At 59.9% G+C, this 14,206-nt stretch carries 17 protein-coding genes; 7 read left to right on the plus strand and 10 right to left on the minus strand.

Going from position 1 to position 14,206, the window contains the following annotated elements; genetic code table 11:
* Nucleotides 1–58 precede the first annotated feature (58 nt).
* From B9A11_RS12080 to B9A11_RS21405, 3 genes are all read left to right on the plus strand, one after another.
* On the plus strand, nucleotides 59–313 hold the full coding sequence (locus tag B9A11_RS12080) for a hypothetical protein (protein ID WP_058248306.1): 255 nt from the start codon (nucleotides 59–61) through the stop codon (nucleotides 311–313).
* A gap of 66 nt (nucleotides 314–379) precedes the next feature.
* Nucleotides 380–541 (plus strand): hypothetical protein, encoded by a 162-nt coding sequence (locus B9A11_RS22145; RefSeq protein ID WP_186009212.1) that lies wholly within the window; start codon nucleotides 380–382, stop codon nucleotides 539–541.
* A 235-nt stretch (nucleotides 542–776) separates the two neighbouring features.
* Nucleotides 777–935, plus strand: coding sequence for a hypothetical protein (locus B9A11_RS21405; protein WP_159452494.1), 159 nt, complete (start codon nucleotides 777–779; stop codon nucleotides 933–935).
* Nucleotides 936–1,049: 114 nt separating this feature from the next.
* On the opposite strand, the gene B9A11_RS21410 is transcribed toward B9A11_RS21405, so the two are convergent.
* Nucleotides 1,050–1,223 (minus strand): hypothetical protein, encoded by a 174-nt coding sequence (locus tag B9A11_RS21410; RefSeq protein ID WP_159452495.1) that lies wholly within the window; start codon nucleotides 1,221–1,223, stop codon nucleotides 1,050–1,052.
* A 221-nt stretch (nucleotides 1,224–1,444) separates the two neighbouring features.
* Between B9A11_RS21410 and B9A11_RS12085 the strand changes: the two genes are divergently transcribed.
* Nucleotides 1,445–2,296 (plus strand): hypothetical protein, encoded by an 852-nt coding sequence (locus B9A11_RS12085; protein WP_058248307.1) that lies wholly within the window; start codon nucleotides 1,445–1,447, stop codon nucleotides 2,294–2,296.
* A gap of 41 nt (nucleotides 2,297–2,337) precedes the next feature.
* Here the strand turns inward: B9A11_RS12085 and B9A11_RS12090 are convergent, their stop codons facing one another.
* The 3 genes from B9A11_RS12090 to B9A11_RS12100 all read right to left on the minus strand — a co-directional run bounded on the left by B9A11_RS12090 (nucleotide 2,338) and on the right by B9A11_RS12100 (nucleotide 6,543).
* Nucleotides 2,338–3,663 (minus strand): HlyD family type I secretion periplasmic adaptor subunit, encoded by a 1,326-nt coding sequence (locus B9A11_RS12090; RefSeq protein WP_058248308.1) that lies wholly within the window; start codon nucleotides 3,661–3,663, stop codon nucleotides 2,338–2,340.
* A complete protein-coding gene (locus tag B9A11_RS12095) occupies nucleotides 3,660–5,321 on the minus strand; it encodes a peptidase domain-containing ABC transporter (RefSeq protein ID WP_058248309.1) in 1,662 nt (553 codons plus the stop codon). Before B9A11_RS12095 ends, B9A11_RS12090 begins: the two co-directional genes overlap by 4 nt.
* A gap of 328 nt (nucleotides 5,322–5,649) precedes the next feature.
* Nucleotides 5,650–6,543 carry a class I SAM-dependent methyltransferase gene (locus tag B9A11_RS12100; protein ID WP_058248310.1) on the minus strand — a complete coding sequence of 298 codons (894 nt, stop codon included), beginning with the start codon at nucleotides 6,541–6,543 and terminating at the stop codon, nucleotides 5,650–5,652.
* 297 nt (nucleotides 6,544–6,840) lie between these two features.
* On the opposite strand from B9A11_RS12100, the gene tig reads away from it, so the two are divergent.
* Nucleotides 6,841–8,166 (plus strand): trigger factor, encoded by a 1,326-nt coding sequence (gene tig, locus B9A11_RS12105; RefSeq protein WP_058248311.1) that lies wholly within the window; start codon nucleotides 6,841–6,843, stop codon nucleotides 8,164–8,166.
* Nucleotides 8,167–8,246: 80 nt separating this feature from the next.
* Here tig and B9A11_RS12110 read toward each other — a convergent pair whose 3' ends face one another.
* The 4 genes from B9A11_RS12110 to rpsF form a co-directional block, all read right to left on the minus strand.
* Nucleotides 8,247–9,611 carry a methyl-accepting chemotaxis protein gene (locus tag B9A11_RS12110; RefSeq protein ID WP_058248312.1) on the minus strand — a complete coding sequence of 455 codons (1,365 nt, stop codon included), beginning with the start codon at nucleotides 9,609–9,611 and terminating at the stop codon, nucleotides 8,247–8,249.
* A gap of 179 nt (nucleotides 9,612–9,790) precedes the next feature.
* Nucleotides 9,791–10,399, minus strand: a complete 609-nt coding sequence (gene rplI, locus B9A11_RS12115) for a 50S ribosomal protein L9 (RefSeq protein ID WP_058248313.1) — start codon at nucleotides 10,397–10,399, stop codon at nucleotides 9,791–9,793.
* 12 nt (nucleotides 10,400–10,411) lie between these two features.
* On the minus strand, nucleotides 10,412–10,639 hold the full coding sequence (gene rpsR, locus B9A11_RS12120) for a 30S ribosomal protein S18 (RefSeq protein ID WP_005852865.1): 228 nt from the start codon (nucleotides 10,637–10,639) through the stop codon (nucleotides 10,412–10,414).
* Between the two features lie 21 nt (nucleotides 10,640–10,660).
* On the minus strand, nucleotides 10,661–11,023 hold the full coding sequence (gene rpsF, locus B9A11_RS12125) for a 30S ribosomal protein S6 (protein ID WP_058248314.1): 363 nt from the start codon (nucleotides 11,021–11,023) through the stop codon (nucleotides 10,661–10,663).
* Nucleotides 11,024–11,282: 259 nt separating this feature from the next.
* Between rpsF and B9A11_RS12130 the strand changes: the two genes are divergently transcribed.
* Together B9A11_RS12130 and B9A11_RS12135 are read left to right on the plus strand one after the other, a co-directional pair.
* Nucleotides 11,283–11,522 carry a hypothetical protein gene (locus tag B9A11_RS12130; protein WP_058248315.1) on the plus strand — a complete coding sequence of 80 codons (240 nt, stop codon included), beginning with the start codon at nucleotides 11,283–11,285 and terminating at the stop codon, nucleotides 11,520–11,522.
* A 113-nt stretch (nucleotides 11,523–11,635) separates the two neighbouring features.
* Nucleotides 11,636–12,208 (plus strand): YceI family protein, encoded by a 573-nt coding sequence (locus B9A11_RS12135; protein WP_058248316.1) that lies wholly within the window; start codon nucleotides 11,636–11,638, stop codon nucleotides 12,206–12,208.
* Nucleotides 12,209–12,348: 140 nt separating this feature from the next.
* Here B9A11_RS12135 and B9A11_RS12140 read toward each other — a convergent pair whose 3' ends face one another.
* Both B9A11_RS12140 and B9A11_RS12145 read right to left on the minus strand, forming a co-directional pair.
* The gene (locus B9A11_RS12140) at nucleotides 12,349–12,729 is read right to left on the minus strand and encodes a hypothetical protein (protein WP_058248317.1); all 381 of its coding nucleotides are present in this window, start codon (nucleotides 12,727–12,729) and stop codon (nucleotides 12,349–12,351) included.
* A 185-nt stretch (nucleotides 12,730–12,914) separates the two neighbouring features.
* Nucleotides 12,915–14,102, minus strand: coding sequence for a cytochrome b/b6 domain-containing protein (locus B9A11_RS12145; protein ID WP_306345508.1), 1,188 nt, complete (start codon nucleotides 14,100–14,102; stop codon nucleotides 12,915–12,917).
* Between the last annotated feature and the right edge of the window lie 104 nt (nucleotides 14,103–14,206).

The following is a 14,206-nucleotide window of genomic DNA, read 5'->3' on the forward strand; positions in this document are numbered from 1 at the left end:
CCCGTTGGAGCTTTCGGCGGGCAAACACCATTGAACATCAGCTCAGATGGAGAGCAGAATGGTATTCCTAGCTTTTACAACCGTGGCCTCGATCCTTGTGATTCTTGGGTTGTTGGATATTGAAAGCGCACGTGCGCTTGGAGCGGCCGGCATTGCGCTTTTTGGGTTCTTGATGCTTGGCAAAGACAAGATTGCAACAGCCACGCAGAATATGCCTTTGCCCCCGGTTCTGACCACCAAGAACGCGGAACTGCTGGCTGCTACCTTTCTTTTGGCGGTGTGCTGTGTGTTTGTTTATGTCGGTGTTCGCTGAAACGCGCGTCTTGCAAATGTGCACTGAGCCTAGGGGATCCTTGCAATCTCACACAGAGGACACGCAATGTATCGCGTTAGACTGTTCCTTGTTTTCTTCGCGGTTTTTGTGATCCTCGGGGCGCTCGCGCGCGAGTTTTGGAACCTGTCGCTGGTTCACTATGCCGTTATTGCGGCCATCTCTTGTGGCGCGATGCTGGCCTCCAAGAAATTTTTTACGTCGCAGTGACGTCCAATCTGCGGCTGGCTGCATCGGGTCTTGAGCGACATTGCGCAGTAAAAAAAACGTGGCGGAACCATTGGCCCCAACACTAAGGACCGAACCTTGACGAGTCGCGGAGCAATCAAGAAAGTACTGTTATACATCGGATTTTTCGCGCTGGGGTTCGCGACGGCCGAGTGGGCTTCGGCCCTCTTTTCGCAGTGACGCCGCAGCCTTGCTGCAAGGGGAGCGACGGTAGAAAATGAGGGTCATTTCCACGGTTCTGGCCATCATTGCTGGCATCGCAGGTGCCTTTACCGCGTGGCAAGGCTATGCCTCGGATAGCAAAAACCTGCTGGTCCTTGGCGTGCTCGTGATGGCGGCGGCAGCGATCACGGTGCTGCGCAAGTCCAACGGCTGAGGCACATCCTCCAAGGATTTTGCACCCGCGCCGCAGGGGGCGGTTGCAAATAGGGCGGCAGGGTCTGAACCATCCCACCGCCCGGTCAAGCCGCCGGGTACGCGCCCGGCTTCTTCAGGCAAGGCCAAGTCGATTGACATTGGCCACATCAAACAGGGACGACAAATCATGTCCCGTTTTTACAAACAAACTTCGTCCGATGACCTCTTTGGCACCGCGTCCTTTGGCACCGCGTCCTTTGGCGGTGGCGGCGGTGGTGGCGGCCACAACTCCGGTGTCGTCAACCATGGTCCGAACCCGGTGTCGGCCTACGGTACGTCGCACACAGGTTTGACCAATGGGTCCTACCCGAGCAGTGGGAGCTCTCTTTCTGATACAGCCCAGCATATTGGGCACCACTTGGTCGGTGGCACCTCGGCAACATTCGGCACCTCAGGCGTTGACATTTCCACAACCACAAACTGCACGTCTTGCCACAACCCGTTCGACGATCCGTATGCAAGGTAATCGTGTCTAAGGCGAAAGCATTTCTGATCCTCGCCTTCGGGTCCATAGCAGCCTTTGCTGCTATGGATTTCCGAAGCTTCACGGCGTTTTTGCACCAAACCGCACGACCGGGCGTCGATGAGAGGCAATTTCTGGTGTCATGGGACACGCCCATACGGCTTTGCACCGTGGGACTGGATGCGCAGGCTCACACCGTGCTTGACGGGTTTGTCGATCTCATGCGGCGCTTCGACATCGACGCGTCGGTACAGCCCAACAAAAGGTATCCCGAGTGCTTGCGCGATGGTGACATTATTGTAAGCGCCGAGGCCATAAATCCCGAGACGTTCTCGGCTTTCTCGGACGCGGCCCGCGCCGTGGATGCCACCGCGCTGATCGAAACGCCGCCTTCCCGTTTTGGGTTCAGTACGTTTTTCTACGACCGGGATCGCAATGTGAAATCGCTTGCCTGGGTCAACGGGCCCGACCTAAAGGCGCGGGGGGAGCTTCGAGAGGCTTTGGTGCAAGAGCTGTTTCATGCCGTCTCTTTCGGTCAGGACATTGATAAAACGGCAAAAGCCTTTTCGATCCTGCACGAAGTCAGCCCCGCCAAAAGGGGCATGGACAGCCCCGCCAAAATCAACACAAGCCCGGACGGGGTGTGCCGATTTGACTTGCAGCTTTTGCACATCCTTTCGAACCAAAGACCCCGACACCACAAAGAGAAAAACCTGATCTACATCCCGTTGCGCGATATTGGCCTGTCTGACTATCTGCTGTCGCTTATACCTGCCATTTCTATCGCCCGTGACCAGAAGACCGCTCAGGACGCGGAACGCATTCTCGCCAAGACGTGCTCTTGGACCGTTCCGTAAAGACCCCCGATCTTCCCCGCGTCAACAGACGCAAAGGCGGCCTAGCGTTCCCCTAAAGACTGGTTGATCGTGTCCACGATGGGCGCAAAGAAGTAGCTGATCAGCCGCCGTTTGTCCGTGGTGATGTCCACAGCGGCGGTCATGCCGGGGCGCAGGGCGAACTGTTGTTCGCCGGTGTCCAGCACATTGCGATCAGGCGTGATGCGCACCGCAAAGGTCCACAGGCCCTCGGCGCTTTCGGTGGAATCGGCGGCCACGTCTGACACCTTGCCTTTGACAAAGCCAAAGCGTTCCGACGGGTAGGCTTCGAGGTTGATATTGGCTTGCTGGCCGGCCTCGACAAAGCCGATGTCGGCGTTGGTAAAGACCGCCTCGATCTCGACGTTCTGATCCTTTGGCACCACGCGCAGCAGCTGCTCGCCGCTGCGGGCGACCGCGCCGATGGTGTAGACCTCAAGCTGGTCGACGACGCCGTCCATGGGCGCGGTCAGCTGCGCGCCCTGTTTGCGGCGCTCGGCGGTGCGCAGCTGCTCTTCGAGCGTGGCAAGGCGGGCCTCGATCTCGGCCCGGCGTTGCAGCAGTTGGTTGCGCTGCGCGGTCAGGATGCTGCGGCGTTCGGCCAGCAGGGCGGTTTCCTGACTGCGCTTTTGGTCCAACTCGCGCAGGGCGATGTCGCGTTCCTTTTCCAGCGCGGTAAAGCCCTCTTGGACGTCCAGAAACGCCGCCCGGCTCGAGGTGCCGCGCTCCAAGAGGTTCTGCGCCACCTCCAGCCGTTCGGTCTGGATGGCGATGGCGGCGGTGATGCGGTCGATATTCGCGCCGGTGACGGCTATGGATTGCTGGTTCGCGGTGACGCGCGCGGCGATCTGGGCCATGGCTGCTTGCAGATCGTCGATCTCGGCGGCCAGCAGGCGCGCCTGTTCGGGGTAAAAGGTGTGGGCGGTATCGGCGGCCCCGGCAAAGGCACCCGCGACCTGTGCGGCAAACCCGGCGGACTGGATCTGCCCCCCGTCGACCCCCGCCACCAGCGCGCTGATCCGCGCGCCTTCGATCCGCAGGCGGGCCATTTCGGCGGTCAGCGTGTTCAGCTCGGCCTCGGCGTCGGTGGGGTCCAGCGCGATCAAGACATCGCCGCGCGCCACCGCGTCGCCGTTGCGCACATGGATGGCGGTGATCTTGCCGTCGAACTCGGGCTGGACCACCTGCACGCGGCTGACCGGCACCACCTTGCCTTGCCCGCGCGCGACCACCTCGACCTTGAACACGCAGGCCATGATCACCAGTGCCGCAAAGACCGAGATGGTGAACCAGATCGTCGCGTGCAGCGTCGGCGAGGTGATGCGCATGGGCTCGGGCAAGGCGGTCATGACAGGCTCTCGAAATCGACCACCTGATCGGGCGCGGCAAAGACGTCCGGGCGGTGGGTGATGATGATCAAGGTGGTGGTCTGGGTCAGCCGCTCCAGCTCGGCGGCCATGGTGCGCTGCGCCACGTCGTCCAGCGCGCTGGTCGGCTCATCGAGGATGATCACCTTGGGCCGTTTGAGCAGCGAGCGCGCGATGGCGATACGTTGGCGCTGCCCCCCCGACAGGGCCGAGCCGCGTTCGCCCACGTCGGTGTCCAGCCCCATGGGCAGGCGCGCCACCAGCGTATCGGCGGCGGCGGTGCGCAGGGCGTCGCGGATGTCATCCTCGGTCGCATCTTCGCTGCCGATCAATAGGTTATCGCGCAGGGTGCCGCTGAACAGATAGGGCTCTTGCGGGATATAGGCGACCTTGCTGCGCACGTCGTGCGGCTCGTACCCGGCAATGTCTTCGCCGCCCAGCAGCACCTTGCCTTCGGACGGCACGTCGATCCCCGAGGCCAGCCGCCCAAAGGTCGACTTGCCGATCCCCGACGGCCCGACCACCAGCGTCAAGGTGCAGGGCGCAGCCTCAAAGCTGAACTCACGCAGGATCGGCGCGCCGGGCACATAGGCAAAGCTGACCTTGTCAAACCGCAGGCGCGGTTCGATGTCCGGGGACAGGCGGGGGAGGGCGCCAAAGGGCTCCTTTGGGGAATTGACGATATCGCCCAGCCGCTGCCGCGACACCTTGATGTTCTGCCAGCTTTCCCACAGCTTGGAAAAGTTGGCGATGGGGGCGGTGACCTTTTCCGCCAGCAGGTGAAAGGCGATCAATTGCCCCAGCGTGATCGCCCCGGCAAAGACCAGATTGGCCCCGACAAAGATGATCGAAATGGTCACGCCGCGCTCGACCATGAACGTCAGCTTGCTGCTGAAAATCCTCAGCAAGCCAACGCGGTAGCTGGCGCGCAGGCTTTGGCCCAAGGTGTCATCCAGACGGCCCAGCATCTTGGCCTCGGCGCTCAGCGCCTTGACCGCGGCAATGCCAGAGATGTTCTCGACCATCTGGGTCTGGTGGCGCGCGCCGGCGTCGAATTGCACCCGCAGGCGTTGGCGCAGGAACGGCCCAAAGGCAAAGTAGATCAGCGCCTGCAAGGGCAGGGCGGCCAGCACGATCATCGTCAAAGGCACCGACAGCGACAGCAGCACGCCGAGGTAAATCACCACGAACATCAGGTCCAGGAACACCCCGGTGGTCGTCCCCACAAGGAAGTTGCGGATGGTGTCCGTTTCGCTGATGCGCGCGATGGTCTCGCCCACGGACCACTTGCGAAAGTGGCTGAACGGCAGCTTGAACAGGTGGTCAAAGATGCGCATCCCGAATTCGCGGGTCACCCGGTTGGCGGTCAGCAGGCCAAGCAGGCCGGACAACACTTCGAAACCGACCTGAAACACGCTGACCGCGGCAAAGATCGCCACGACCACGATCAGAGAGGCTTCGCGCTGAAAGGGCAGAATGCGGTCGATGATGACCTGGAATATAAAGGGTTCGACCAATCCGATCAAACGCAGGCAAATCGCCAGAAATACCAACTCGATATAAAGCGGCGCGTATTTCCACAGGGATTTGGTAAACCACGAAAGCGGAATCTCGCGATCTTTGTCATTATTGCCGGACATCAGGCGGCCTGCGATCTATCGAATTGGCTGGAAAAGATGCAATTGATCTGCGGCGATATACTGTTGAAGTCGCGATTGACGTGTGTTCGAAAAAACTCACCGGATAGAATAAGCTTGCGCATGAATCCCCCACCTGCACCCGCGCGATCCCTTTTAAGTAGAACATGATGCAGCTGCAAGTAGAGTTTGATAAGTTTAGCGACCGTTTATCGGTTTTTATCCGGTTGTCGGGGGATATGTGTTTTAGAAAACCCGATAATGAAACGCAAACCGGGCCGCAAGGCACCCGCCCGCGGCCCGGTCTGATCTGCCTGTCTGGCCGTGTGGCTTAGACCTTCATCAGTTTGAAGAACCGCGGCTGGTTAAAGCTGGCCGCCGTGGACACGCATTGAAAGCCGTTCACGTTGCAGTTCAGGATGTCTTGGTAAAAGGTCTTGTAGGCTAGGTAATAGTCGCCTTCGAGGTCCAGCCGCTCGCGCCGGATCGGGTTGATTTCCAGAACGATGGCGCGCTTGGTGATGCGGGTGAATTCCTCGATCAGCTGCATCCAGTCCTTGGGATGGCAGTAATGTTCCAGCGCGTCGAAGCAGAACAGATAGTCAAAGGCGGCGTCCTCATACGGGTAGGGGACTATCCCTGCGTCGAACAGATCGACCCGCGCGCCGATGCTGTCGATGATCGGCTTGTAGGGCCAGTCGCGGGTGTCGGTCTGCGCGTCGATGATCGTCTCGCCCAGATCGCGGTCGATCGAGCGTTTGCCATTGGCGGCGCGCAGGCCTTCGTTGGTGTAATCGGTACCGGTCACCTCGTGGCCGAAGTGGTGCAGGATTTCCAGCGTCGCGCCGTGCGCCGTGGACATTTCCAGACATTTGAACCGGTTATGGCCGTTCATCGTCTCGGGGGCAAAGCGCAGCAGCCGCACCCAGGACCGCCGGATGTTCTTGAACCGCAGCAGGTATTTCTTTTGCACGTGCTCCAGCTTGTCCATGTCGCTTTGCGCGATGTCATAGGGGTCGGCAAAGCTTTGCGGGGGCAGGCGGTCATAGGCGGCGATGAAATCGTTGATGGTAAACAGATCGTCGCTGCGGGCGTCGCGCCAGCCGGTCAGCTGCCGTGCGCGCAGTTTGTCCATCTCTTCGACGAACCCTTGATAGCCTTTGCGATGCCCGGTCGGGAACCGGCGCTCCCTTTCTAAAAGGGTCGTTGGATCGGTGCTCTTCATGCCTGCCTCTTAACGGTTTTTTAGTGATTCTACGGGGCCGATTCCCGCCTGTCTACGGGCATGGCGCGCCGCGAAGGCGGTTGCCGGGACGCGTGGCCGCTTTGCCATGCCTGTGGCTGACGTTCACTTTGGTTAACATTCGCTGAACTTTGGGCTTTGGGCCGGGCTGCGGCGGGATTCCCCACCAAACAGAGGTGAATCCGTCTTGCGCCGGGGGCTTTCGGACAATAGAAGGTGCCAAATTCGAACACCCGCGCCCTGATTTCCGGGGCGCTCCGCAATTCTGAGGGAAGAGATATGCAGGTCACCGAGACGCTGAACGAAGGCCTCAAGCGCGGTTACGCCATCACCGTGACGGCGGCCGAGCTGGAAGCAAAGGTCAACGAGAAACTGGTTGAAGCGCAGCCGGAAATCGAGATGAAGGGCTTTCGCAAGGGCAAGGTGCCCATGGCGCTGCTGAAAAAGCAGTTCGGCCAGCGCGTTCTGGGCGAGTCGATGCAAGAGGCCATCGACGGCGCGATGAACGAGCACTTTGAAAAGTCCGGCGATCGTCCGGCGCTTCAGCCCGAGGTCAAGATGACCAACGAGGACTGGAAAGAGGGCGACGACGTCAACGTCGAGATGACCTACGAAGCGCTCCCCGAGGTGCCCGAAGTCGACCTGACCGCGATCTCCGTGGAAAAGCTGGTTGTCAAAGCCGAAGACGAAGCCGTTGACGAAGCTCTGAAATCCCTGGCCGAGACCGCGCAGGAATTCGAAGACAAAGACGGCGCAGCCGAAGACGGCGATCAGGTCGTGATCGACTTTGTTGGCAAGGTCGACGGTGAGGCGTTCGAAGGTGGCGCAGCCGAAGATTACCCGCTGGGTCTGGGCTCTGGCTCCTTTATCCCCGGCTTCGAAGAGCAGCTGGTCGGCGTGAAAGCGGGCGAGGAAAAGGCCGTCGAGGTCAAGTTCCCCGAAGAGTACGGCGCAGAGAACCTCGCCGGCAAGGACGCTGTGTTCGACGTGACCGTCAAGGCCGTCAAAGCGCCCAAAGCCGCGGAGATCGACGACGAGCTGGCCAAGAAATTCGGCGCGGACGATCTGGAGGCTCTCAAGGGCCAGATCCGTGAGCGTCTCGAAGCAGAATACGCTGGCGCAGCCCGTCAGGTGATGAAGCGCGCGGTTCTGGACGCGCTGGACGGCATGGTGTCCTTTGACCTGCCGCCGTCGCTGGTCAAGGCCGAGGCCGACCAGATCGCGCACCAGCTGTGGCACGAAGAGCACCCGGAAGTGCACGACCACAACCACGACACCATCGAGCCGACCGAAGAGCACACCAAGCTGGCCGAGCGCCGCGTGCGTCTGGGTCTGCTGCTGGCCGAGCTGGGTCAAAAGGCAGAGGTCGAAGTGACCCAAGCCGAGATGTCTCAAGCGATCATGAACCAGGCACGTCAGTACCCGGGCCAAGAGCGTGCGTTCTTTGAGTATGTTCAGCAGAACGCTCAGATGCAGCAGCAGCTGCGCGCGCCGATCTTTGAAGACAAGGTCATCGACCACATCGCCGAATCCGCCACCGTGGCCGAAAAGGAAGTGTCGAAAGAAGACCTTCAGAAGGCTGTTGAAGCGCTCGACGAAGAGTAATCTTTGCCTTCAGGTAAACGAAAAGGCCGTCTTTTTGGGCGGCCTTTTTGCATTGTGGTTGAACGGCTGCGCGCGAGGGGTCAGCCTGTTTTGGAAAGGCTCGCATCGCCCGGCTCTGCGACATCCCACCCGTTCTCGCCAGGGCCGGTGTTGTGGAAAACGGCCATTTCGTCAGCGAGTCGCTGAGAATCGCGCGACAGAATTTCGCTAAAGTCAGTGGCTTCGAGCACCATCGACGCATTGCTCTGGGTCACGCGGTCCAGTTCGCTAATGGCGGCGTTGATTTCCACCAAGGTCTGGGACTGCTCATTCAGACCGTTGGACACTTCGCGGATGTTGTCGGAAATCTCTGTGACGCCTTCAAAAATCTTGCTCAACTCGCTGGATGCTTCGCCAACCAGATGCACACCGTTGCTGACGTGGTCGGTGCTTTGAGAAATCAGTTCCTTGATTTCCTTGGCGGATTCGGCGGTGCGCTGTGCGAGGCTGCGCACCTCGGAGGCCACGACGGCAAAGCCACGGCCCGCTTCGCCCGCGCGGGCCGCTTCGACCCCTGCGTTCAGCGACAACAGATTCGTCTGAAAGGCGATGTCGTCAATGACGGTGATGATCTGCGAGATTTCCTCGGAGGAGGTTTCGATCTGGCTCATGGCCTTGATCACGTTTTCCACCACCTGACCGCTGTCGCGGGCGGCGCTGCGCGTCTTGGCGGCGGTTTCATCCACCGCGCGGGCGTTATCGGCCGAAGCGGTCGCCGTTGTGGTCAGTTCCTCCACGGCGGCGGCGGTTTCTTCCAAGGTGGCGGCCTGCGTTTCAGTGCGCGACGACAGGTTGACCGCAGAGGTTTGCAGCTTGGCCCCGGTTTCGGTGATCGTTCTGCTGACGGTCTGTACCTTTGTCACCATGGAAGCGATCTGTTCTGCCGCCTCGTTATAGGCGTCAATCACGAACCCCATGCGCGAGCCAGGGCTGTGTTCCACGCGATAGCCCAAGTTGCCTTTCTTGAACTCCCTCAACCCCTTGGACAGGTCGGAAATGGCTGTCTGCCGGGCGGTGATGTCGGTGGCGATCTTGACGACCTTGGTCACCTCTCCCTTGGAGTTGGTGACCGCAGAATAGGTGGCCTGAATCCAAATGGTGTCGCCGTTCTTACGCTTGCGCGCGTACTGGTCCGTAAAGAAATTGCCTGCGCGCAGATCTTCCCAAAAGGCAGCATATTCGGGGCTTTCAAGCACGTCTGGCGGCACAAAAATCGCGTGTTTCTGCCCGCGGATTTCGTCAATCTCATAGCCCATGACATCCAGAAAATTCTGGTTCGCGTCGACGATTGTGCTGTCCGGATTGAAGTAGATGACGGCCTGAGACCGCTCGACCATCTGCAAAAGCGCTTTTTCAGTGTCCGTCACGGTGGGTCCCGTGGTCGCCGCGCGTTTGAAAAAACTCATATAAGTCTCCTTTGGGTCTTGGAAGCGGACCCCTTGGAGCACAGGCCTAAACTGAAAGTCCTGACAACTTGATAAACTGGCAATTTGAACTAAGCGGCATCGGCCCGCCAAAAACCGGGCAAAGAAAAACCGCGCAGGGCAGGGCCTTGCGCGGTTCAATCTTTGGTAAGGAATAAGACTTAGTCTTCTTCCGAAGCCTCGGCAGCGGCCGGTGCATCGTCGTCGTCGGAGGCAGCGCCACCGATGTCGTCGAACAGCTCGGACACTTCGAATTCGGCCTGTGCTTCTTCTTCGGCAGCCAGTTCCTGGATCGACTTGCCGGACGCTTGCAGCTCGGCCTCTTCGGGCGAACGCGCAACGTTCAGCGAGATCGTGACCATGACCTCGGGGTGCAGGTGCACCTCGACTTCGTGCAGGCCCAGAACCTTGATCGGCTGGCGGATGATGACCTGCTTGCGGTCGATCGAGAAACCTTCGGCGGTTGCCACTTCGGCGGCGTCACGGGTGGTGACGGAGCCGTAGAGGTTGCCACCATCGGAGGCCGAGCGAATCACGACGAACTGCTGGCCGTCCAGCTTTTCGCCAAGCGCTTCGGCTTCTTTCTTGGTTTCCAGGTTGCGTGCTTCGAGCTGGGCTTTCTGCGCTTCGAAAGAGGCGATGTTCTCTTTGGATGCGGTCAGCGCCTTGCCCTGCAGCAGCAGGTAGTTGCGTGCGTAACCCGGCTTGACGTCAACGACGTCGCCCATTTGGCCCAGCTTGGCCACACGTTCCAGAAGGATAACTTGCATGTCAGTCGCTCCTTATTTCACGGCGTAGGGCAGCAGGGCGAGGAAGCGGGCGCGCTTGATGGCGCGGGCCAGTTCACGCTGCTTCTTTGCCGAAACGGCGGTGATGCGGGACGGGACGATCTTGCCGCGCTCAGAGATGTAGCGCTGAAGCAGACGGGTGTCCTTGTAGTCGATCGCAGGTGCATTGTCGCCCGAGAAGGGGCAGACCTTGCGGCGGCGGAAAAACGGTTTTGCAGCCATGGTTTAACTCCTTTTCTGGGTTTAGTCGCGCGGGCGGCGCTCGCGGCGTTCGCCACGCTCGTCACGCTTTTGCATCTGGACGGACGGACCTTCGGCGTGCTCGTCGACACGGATGGTCAGGACGCGCATCACGTCGTCATGCAGACCCATCAGGCGTTCCATTTCCTGAACGGCGGCCGACGGTGCGTCGGTCTTCAGGAAGGCATAGTGGCCTTTACGGTTCTTGTTGATCTTGTAGGCCATCGTCTTGACGCCCCAGTACTCGGACTCGACGACTTTGCCGCCGTTGTCGCTCAGCACGGTGCTGAAGTGTTCAACAAGACCTTCGGCTTGCGCGTTGGACAAGTCCTGGCGCGAGATGAAAACATGCTCGTAAAGCGGCATGTGCTCTCCATTTCTATCTAGGCGCATTTCATAGGGTGCGGGATTACCCCTTTCGCCCCGACCCACGAGAGACTGCGCGATGAATATAAAGTCGCGAAAGGTCCGCGCGGTATACACGGTTTTGCGCGCAGTTCAAGCGTTGATCCGGGGTGCGGAAACCTGACGCGATTTGGCGGCAAGCAATTACCCCAAGGCTGCCCCAATCCTGCCGATTTCGGCGGCGAGGTTAAGGGAATATTCACCAACAGGAGCTTTTCCCATGACCGTCCAGATGGCCACGCGCCCGACCGCCGCCCCGATCACGCCGATGTTTGGCCTGTTGATGCGCGGGGTGCTGACCGTGGCCGGTGCGGCGCTGGTGATGGCGGCCTTTGGGCTGTGGTTGGTCCCCGGCGAGCCGGATGCGCCTGCGCTGTCGCTGATCCGGCTGGGCGTGTCGCTGTTCATGCTGATCTCTGGGATGTGCTCTCTGGTGATCTCGCGCAGCGGGCGCGGGTAAGCCCGTTCCGCGCGGATTTGCACAGACTCTGTTGGCTTTCGTGCAATTGAGCGCAAAGGCGTTAGGCCCCAAATGTTGTTCATCTCAGTGACACACGAAAAGGTGCCAAGATTATGAAATCCCTCGCTTTCGCCGCCGCTCTGGCCGCAGCCCCGTTCGCCGCTTTTGCCGAAGCCGAAACCTACACCCTCGACCCGTCGCACTCGCAGGTGGTGTTCAACTACGAGCACCTCGGTTTCTCGACCACCTACGGCATGTTCTCGGGCTTTGAGGGCACCATCCAGTTCGACCAGGAAGACCCGGCTGCCTCCTCCGTCGAAGTCTCTTTCCCGGTCAAGTCGATGATCACCGGTTGGGAAGCGCGCACCGGCCACTTCATGTCCGGCGACTTCTTTGACGCGAGCGACGACGAGATGGTGACCTTTGCCTCCACCGGCATCGAAGTCACGGGCGACACCACCGCCAACATCACCGGCGATCTGACCCTGAACGGCGTGACCAAGTCGGTTGTGCTGGACGCGCAACTGAACCAGGCGGGCGATCACCCGATGGAAGGCAAGCCCTGGGCCGGTTTCTCGGCGACCACCACGCTGATCCGTTCGGATTACAACCTTGGCGCATTTGCCCCCTATGTCAGCGACGAAGTCGAGCTGTTCATCTCGATCGAAGCTATGAAGGCCGACTGATCTGTCTCAGTCGTGATCTCCAAAAGATCGGTTGGCTTTTGCCCCTGACCCTTTCGGGTTGGGGGCTTTTTGTTTCTGTGGGGCATTCCGCCAAAAGGTGCGCTAGCCAATTTGGTCGGCTAAGCGGACGAAACTGCCGCTTACTCCCAATCGAACTTGACGTCCAAAACATCTGTGATCGAGACGCGCCCATCAGTTGTTCGTTTCGGATCTTTGTCATTCATGATGAAGAACACAGTTTTTACGTTACTCCAGTTGACCGTGCGCAAGCCAACGGGGACTTCCTCAAATGGGAACTGGGTCATGATGTGCTCCAAACCAAACTGTTGTTCGTTTTCCGGTGTCTTTTCATAGGCTTCAAAAGAGCCTGGACCGTTCGGTGAAGCCCCAAACTCAAGCTCTAACAGACCGACGGGATCGTCATTGTGCTCTTCAACGGGTCCATAAAACGGATCTATATACGTAGGGATCAAGTCCCGGAAGCCGAGGCTTTCAGAAAAGCCTACCCAAATTTTGGTCATACCGCATCAGCTCCAATCAGCATCTGAAAATCAGTAAAGTAGGGATTTCGAATGCGCAAGTTGGGCTTGAAGCGGACAATTATTCCGCCAGACCTCGAACCAAAGCAAAAAAGCCAAGGCGTTGTCCGCGCCTTGGCATGTCGTCATTTCGGTGGATTTCAAAAGCCCGAAGTCTGTCGCCCCGATCAGTCCGCGCGGGTGGCGGTCAGTTTGACCATCAACGCCACCGCAAAGCCCAGCTGGCCTTCGTCGGTCATATTGCTGCCGATGGCAAAGTCGCGGCGGTCCAGCGTCACGCGGCCTTCCATCTGGGCGGTGTCGCCGTCGATGTGCAGCTGAAAGGGCAGGGTGAGCGGCACGGACTGGTCCTTGATCGTCAGGGTGCCTTGCGCCTCATAGCCGTCGGCGGCGCGCAGGATGTCGGCCTCGAACACCGCCGTGGGGTGCGCCTCGGCGTTGAAGAAATCCGGACCCATGGCCTGCTGCGTCACCGACCCAAGCGTCAGCGAGGGGATCGCCACCTCGACGCGCACGTCGCCTTTGGTGCCGGGGCCGGGGGTCTCGTCAAAGCGGATCTGGGCGGTGAAGTCGGCAAAGCTGCCCGTCACCTCGTTGCCGAACTGGCGGATGCTTAGGGCAATCTCGCCGTCTTGCTTTTGCCAGTCGCTTTCGACCTCGGCCAATTCGGCCTGCGCGGGGGCGGCCTGCGCGCTGAACACGCCCAGAGCCTGCCCCAGACCGATGGCAAACGCCCAGACCACCAAAGCGCCGATCAGCGGGGCAACGACCGGGTGCGGGGCGGGGGTGCCGGCCTCGACCACGCCTGGGGTCATGCGGCGCAGGGTGTCGTCCTTGTCGAGGATGTGATGCTTGGCCGCGCCGACGATGTGCAGGATCAAGGACACCATCAGCACCTTTTCAAACACGCCATGCAGCGCGCCCGCGACCTGCGAGAGGCGCTCGTTTTCCGGCACAAAGGGCAGGTTCTGGCCGATGCCCCAGATCGGTGCATACCCTTCGGTGGCGGCGTGGTGGACCCAGCCCGACAGCGGCACGATCACCAGCGAGCCATAGAGCAGCCAGTGCACCACTTCGGCGACAAAGACCTCTAGCTTGCGCTCGGGGTGCAGGGGCGCGGGCTTTGGCTGGGTCAGCGCCCAAAGGATGCGGGCGAGGGCGACAAAGAACAGCACCACGCCCACCGTCTTGTGGATGGAAAACAACTGCGCCTTTTGCGCCAACGCCTCGGCGGTGTCATAGGGCATGTCGGTGGCAATAATCCCGAGGGGGATCATCGCCATGATGCCGATGGCAATCGTCCAGTGAAAGAATTTGGTGACCGCGCCGTAGCGCGTGGCGGTGTTGGAAAGCATCAAAATAGCTCCGAAAAGTCGTGTTGACCTTTAGCTAGCAGAGTTTGCGCGTGCAGCAATCTTCGCCTTTGCACAGCATTCGTGCGCGAAGCGTTGCGCCCGGG

It is taken from the genome of Tropicibacter naphthalenivorans, from assembly GCF_900176475.1.
GTDB classification, from domain to species: Bacteria; Pseudomonadota; Alphaproteobacteria; order Rhodobacterales; family Rhodobacteraceae; genus Tropicibacter; species Tropicibacter naphthalenivorans.

Excerpts from the sequence above, each read along its gene's own strand:
- B9A11_RS22145 (WP_186009212.1), top strand. The coding sequence starts at position 380 with ATGTATCGCGTTAGACTGTTCCTTGTTTTCTTCGCGGTTTTTGTGATC.
- rplI (WP_058248313.1), bottom strand. The coding sequence starts at position 10,399 with ATGCAAGTTATCCTTCTGGAACGTGTGGCCAAGCTGGGCCAAATGGGC.
- B9A11_RS12090 (WP_058248308.1), bottom strand. The coding sequence starts at position 3,663 with ATGACCGCCTTGCCCGAGCCCATGCGCATCACCTCGCCGACGCTGCAC.
- rpsR (WP_005852865.1), bottom strand. The coding sequence starts at position 10,639 with ATGGCTGCAAAACCGTTTTTCCGCCGCCGCAAGGTCTGCCCCTTCTCG.
- B9A11_RS12100 (WP_058248310.1), bottom strand. The coding sequence starts at position 6,543 with ATGAAGAGCACCGATCCAACGACCCTTTTAGAAAGGGAGCGCCGGTTC.
- B9A11_RS12110 (WP_058248312.1), bottom strand. The coding sequence starts at position 9,611 with ATGAGTTTTTTCAAACGCGCGGCGACCACGGGACCCACCGTGACGGAC.
- B9A11_RS12095 (WP_058248309.1), bottom strand. The coding sequence starts at position 5,321 with ATGTCCGGCAATAATGACAAAGATCGCGAGATTCCGCTTTCGTGGTTT.
- B9A11_RS12080 (WP_058248306.1), top strand. The coding sequence starts at position 59 with ATGGTATTCCTAGCTTTTACAACCGTGGCCTCGATCCTTGTGATTCTT.
- tig (WP_058248311.1), top strand. The coding sequence starts at position 6,841 with ATGCAGGTCACCGAGACGCTGAACGAAGGCCTCAAGCGCGGTTACGCC.
- B9A11_RS12130 (WP_058248315.1), top strand. The coding sequence starts at position 11,283 with ATGACCGTCCAGATGGCCACGCGCCCGACCGCCGCCCCGATCACGCCG.
- B9A11_RS12145 (WP_306345508.1), bottom strand. The coding sequence starts at position 14,102 with ATGCTTTCCAACACCGCCACGCGCTACGGCGCGGTCACCAAATTCTTT.
- B9A11_RS12135 (WP_058248316.1), top strand. The coding sequence starts at position 11,636 with ATGAAATCCCTCGCTTTCGCCGCCGCTCTGGCCGCAGCCCCGTTCGCC.
- rpsF (WP_058248314.1), bottom strand. The coding sequence starts at position 11,023 with ATGCCGCTTTACGAGCATGTTTTCATCTCGCGCCAGGACTTGTCCAAC.
- B9A11_RS12140 (WP_058248317.1), bottom strand. The coding sequence starts at position 12,729 with ATGACCAAAATTTGGGTAGGCTTTTCTGAAAGCCTCGGCTTCCGGGAC.
- B9A11_RS21405 (WP_159452494.1), top strand. The coding sequence starts at position 777 with ATGAGGGTCATTTCCACGGTTCTGGCCATCATTGCTGGCATCGCAGGT.
- B9A11_RS21410 (WP_159452495.1), bottom strand. The coding sequence starts at position 1,223 with ATGGTTGACGACACCGGAGTTGTGGCCGCCACCACCGCCGCCACCGCC.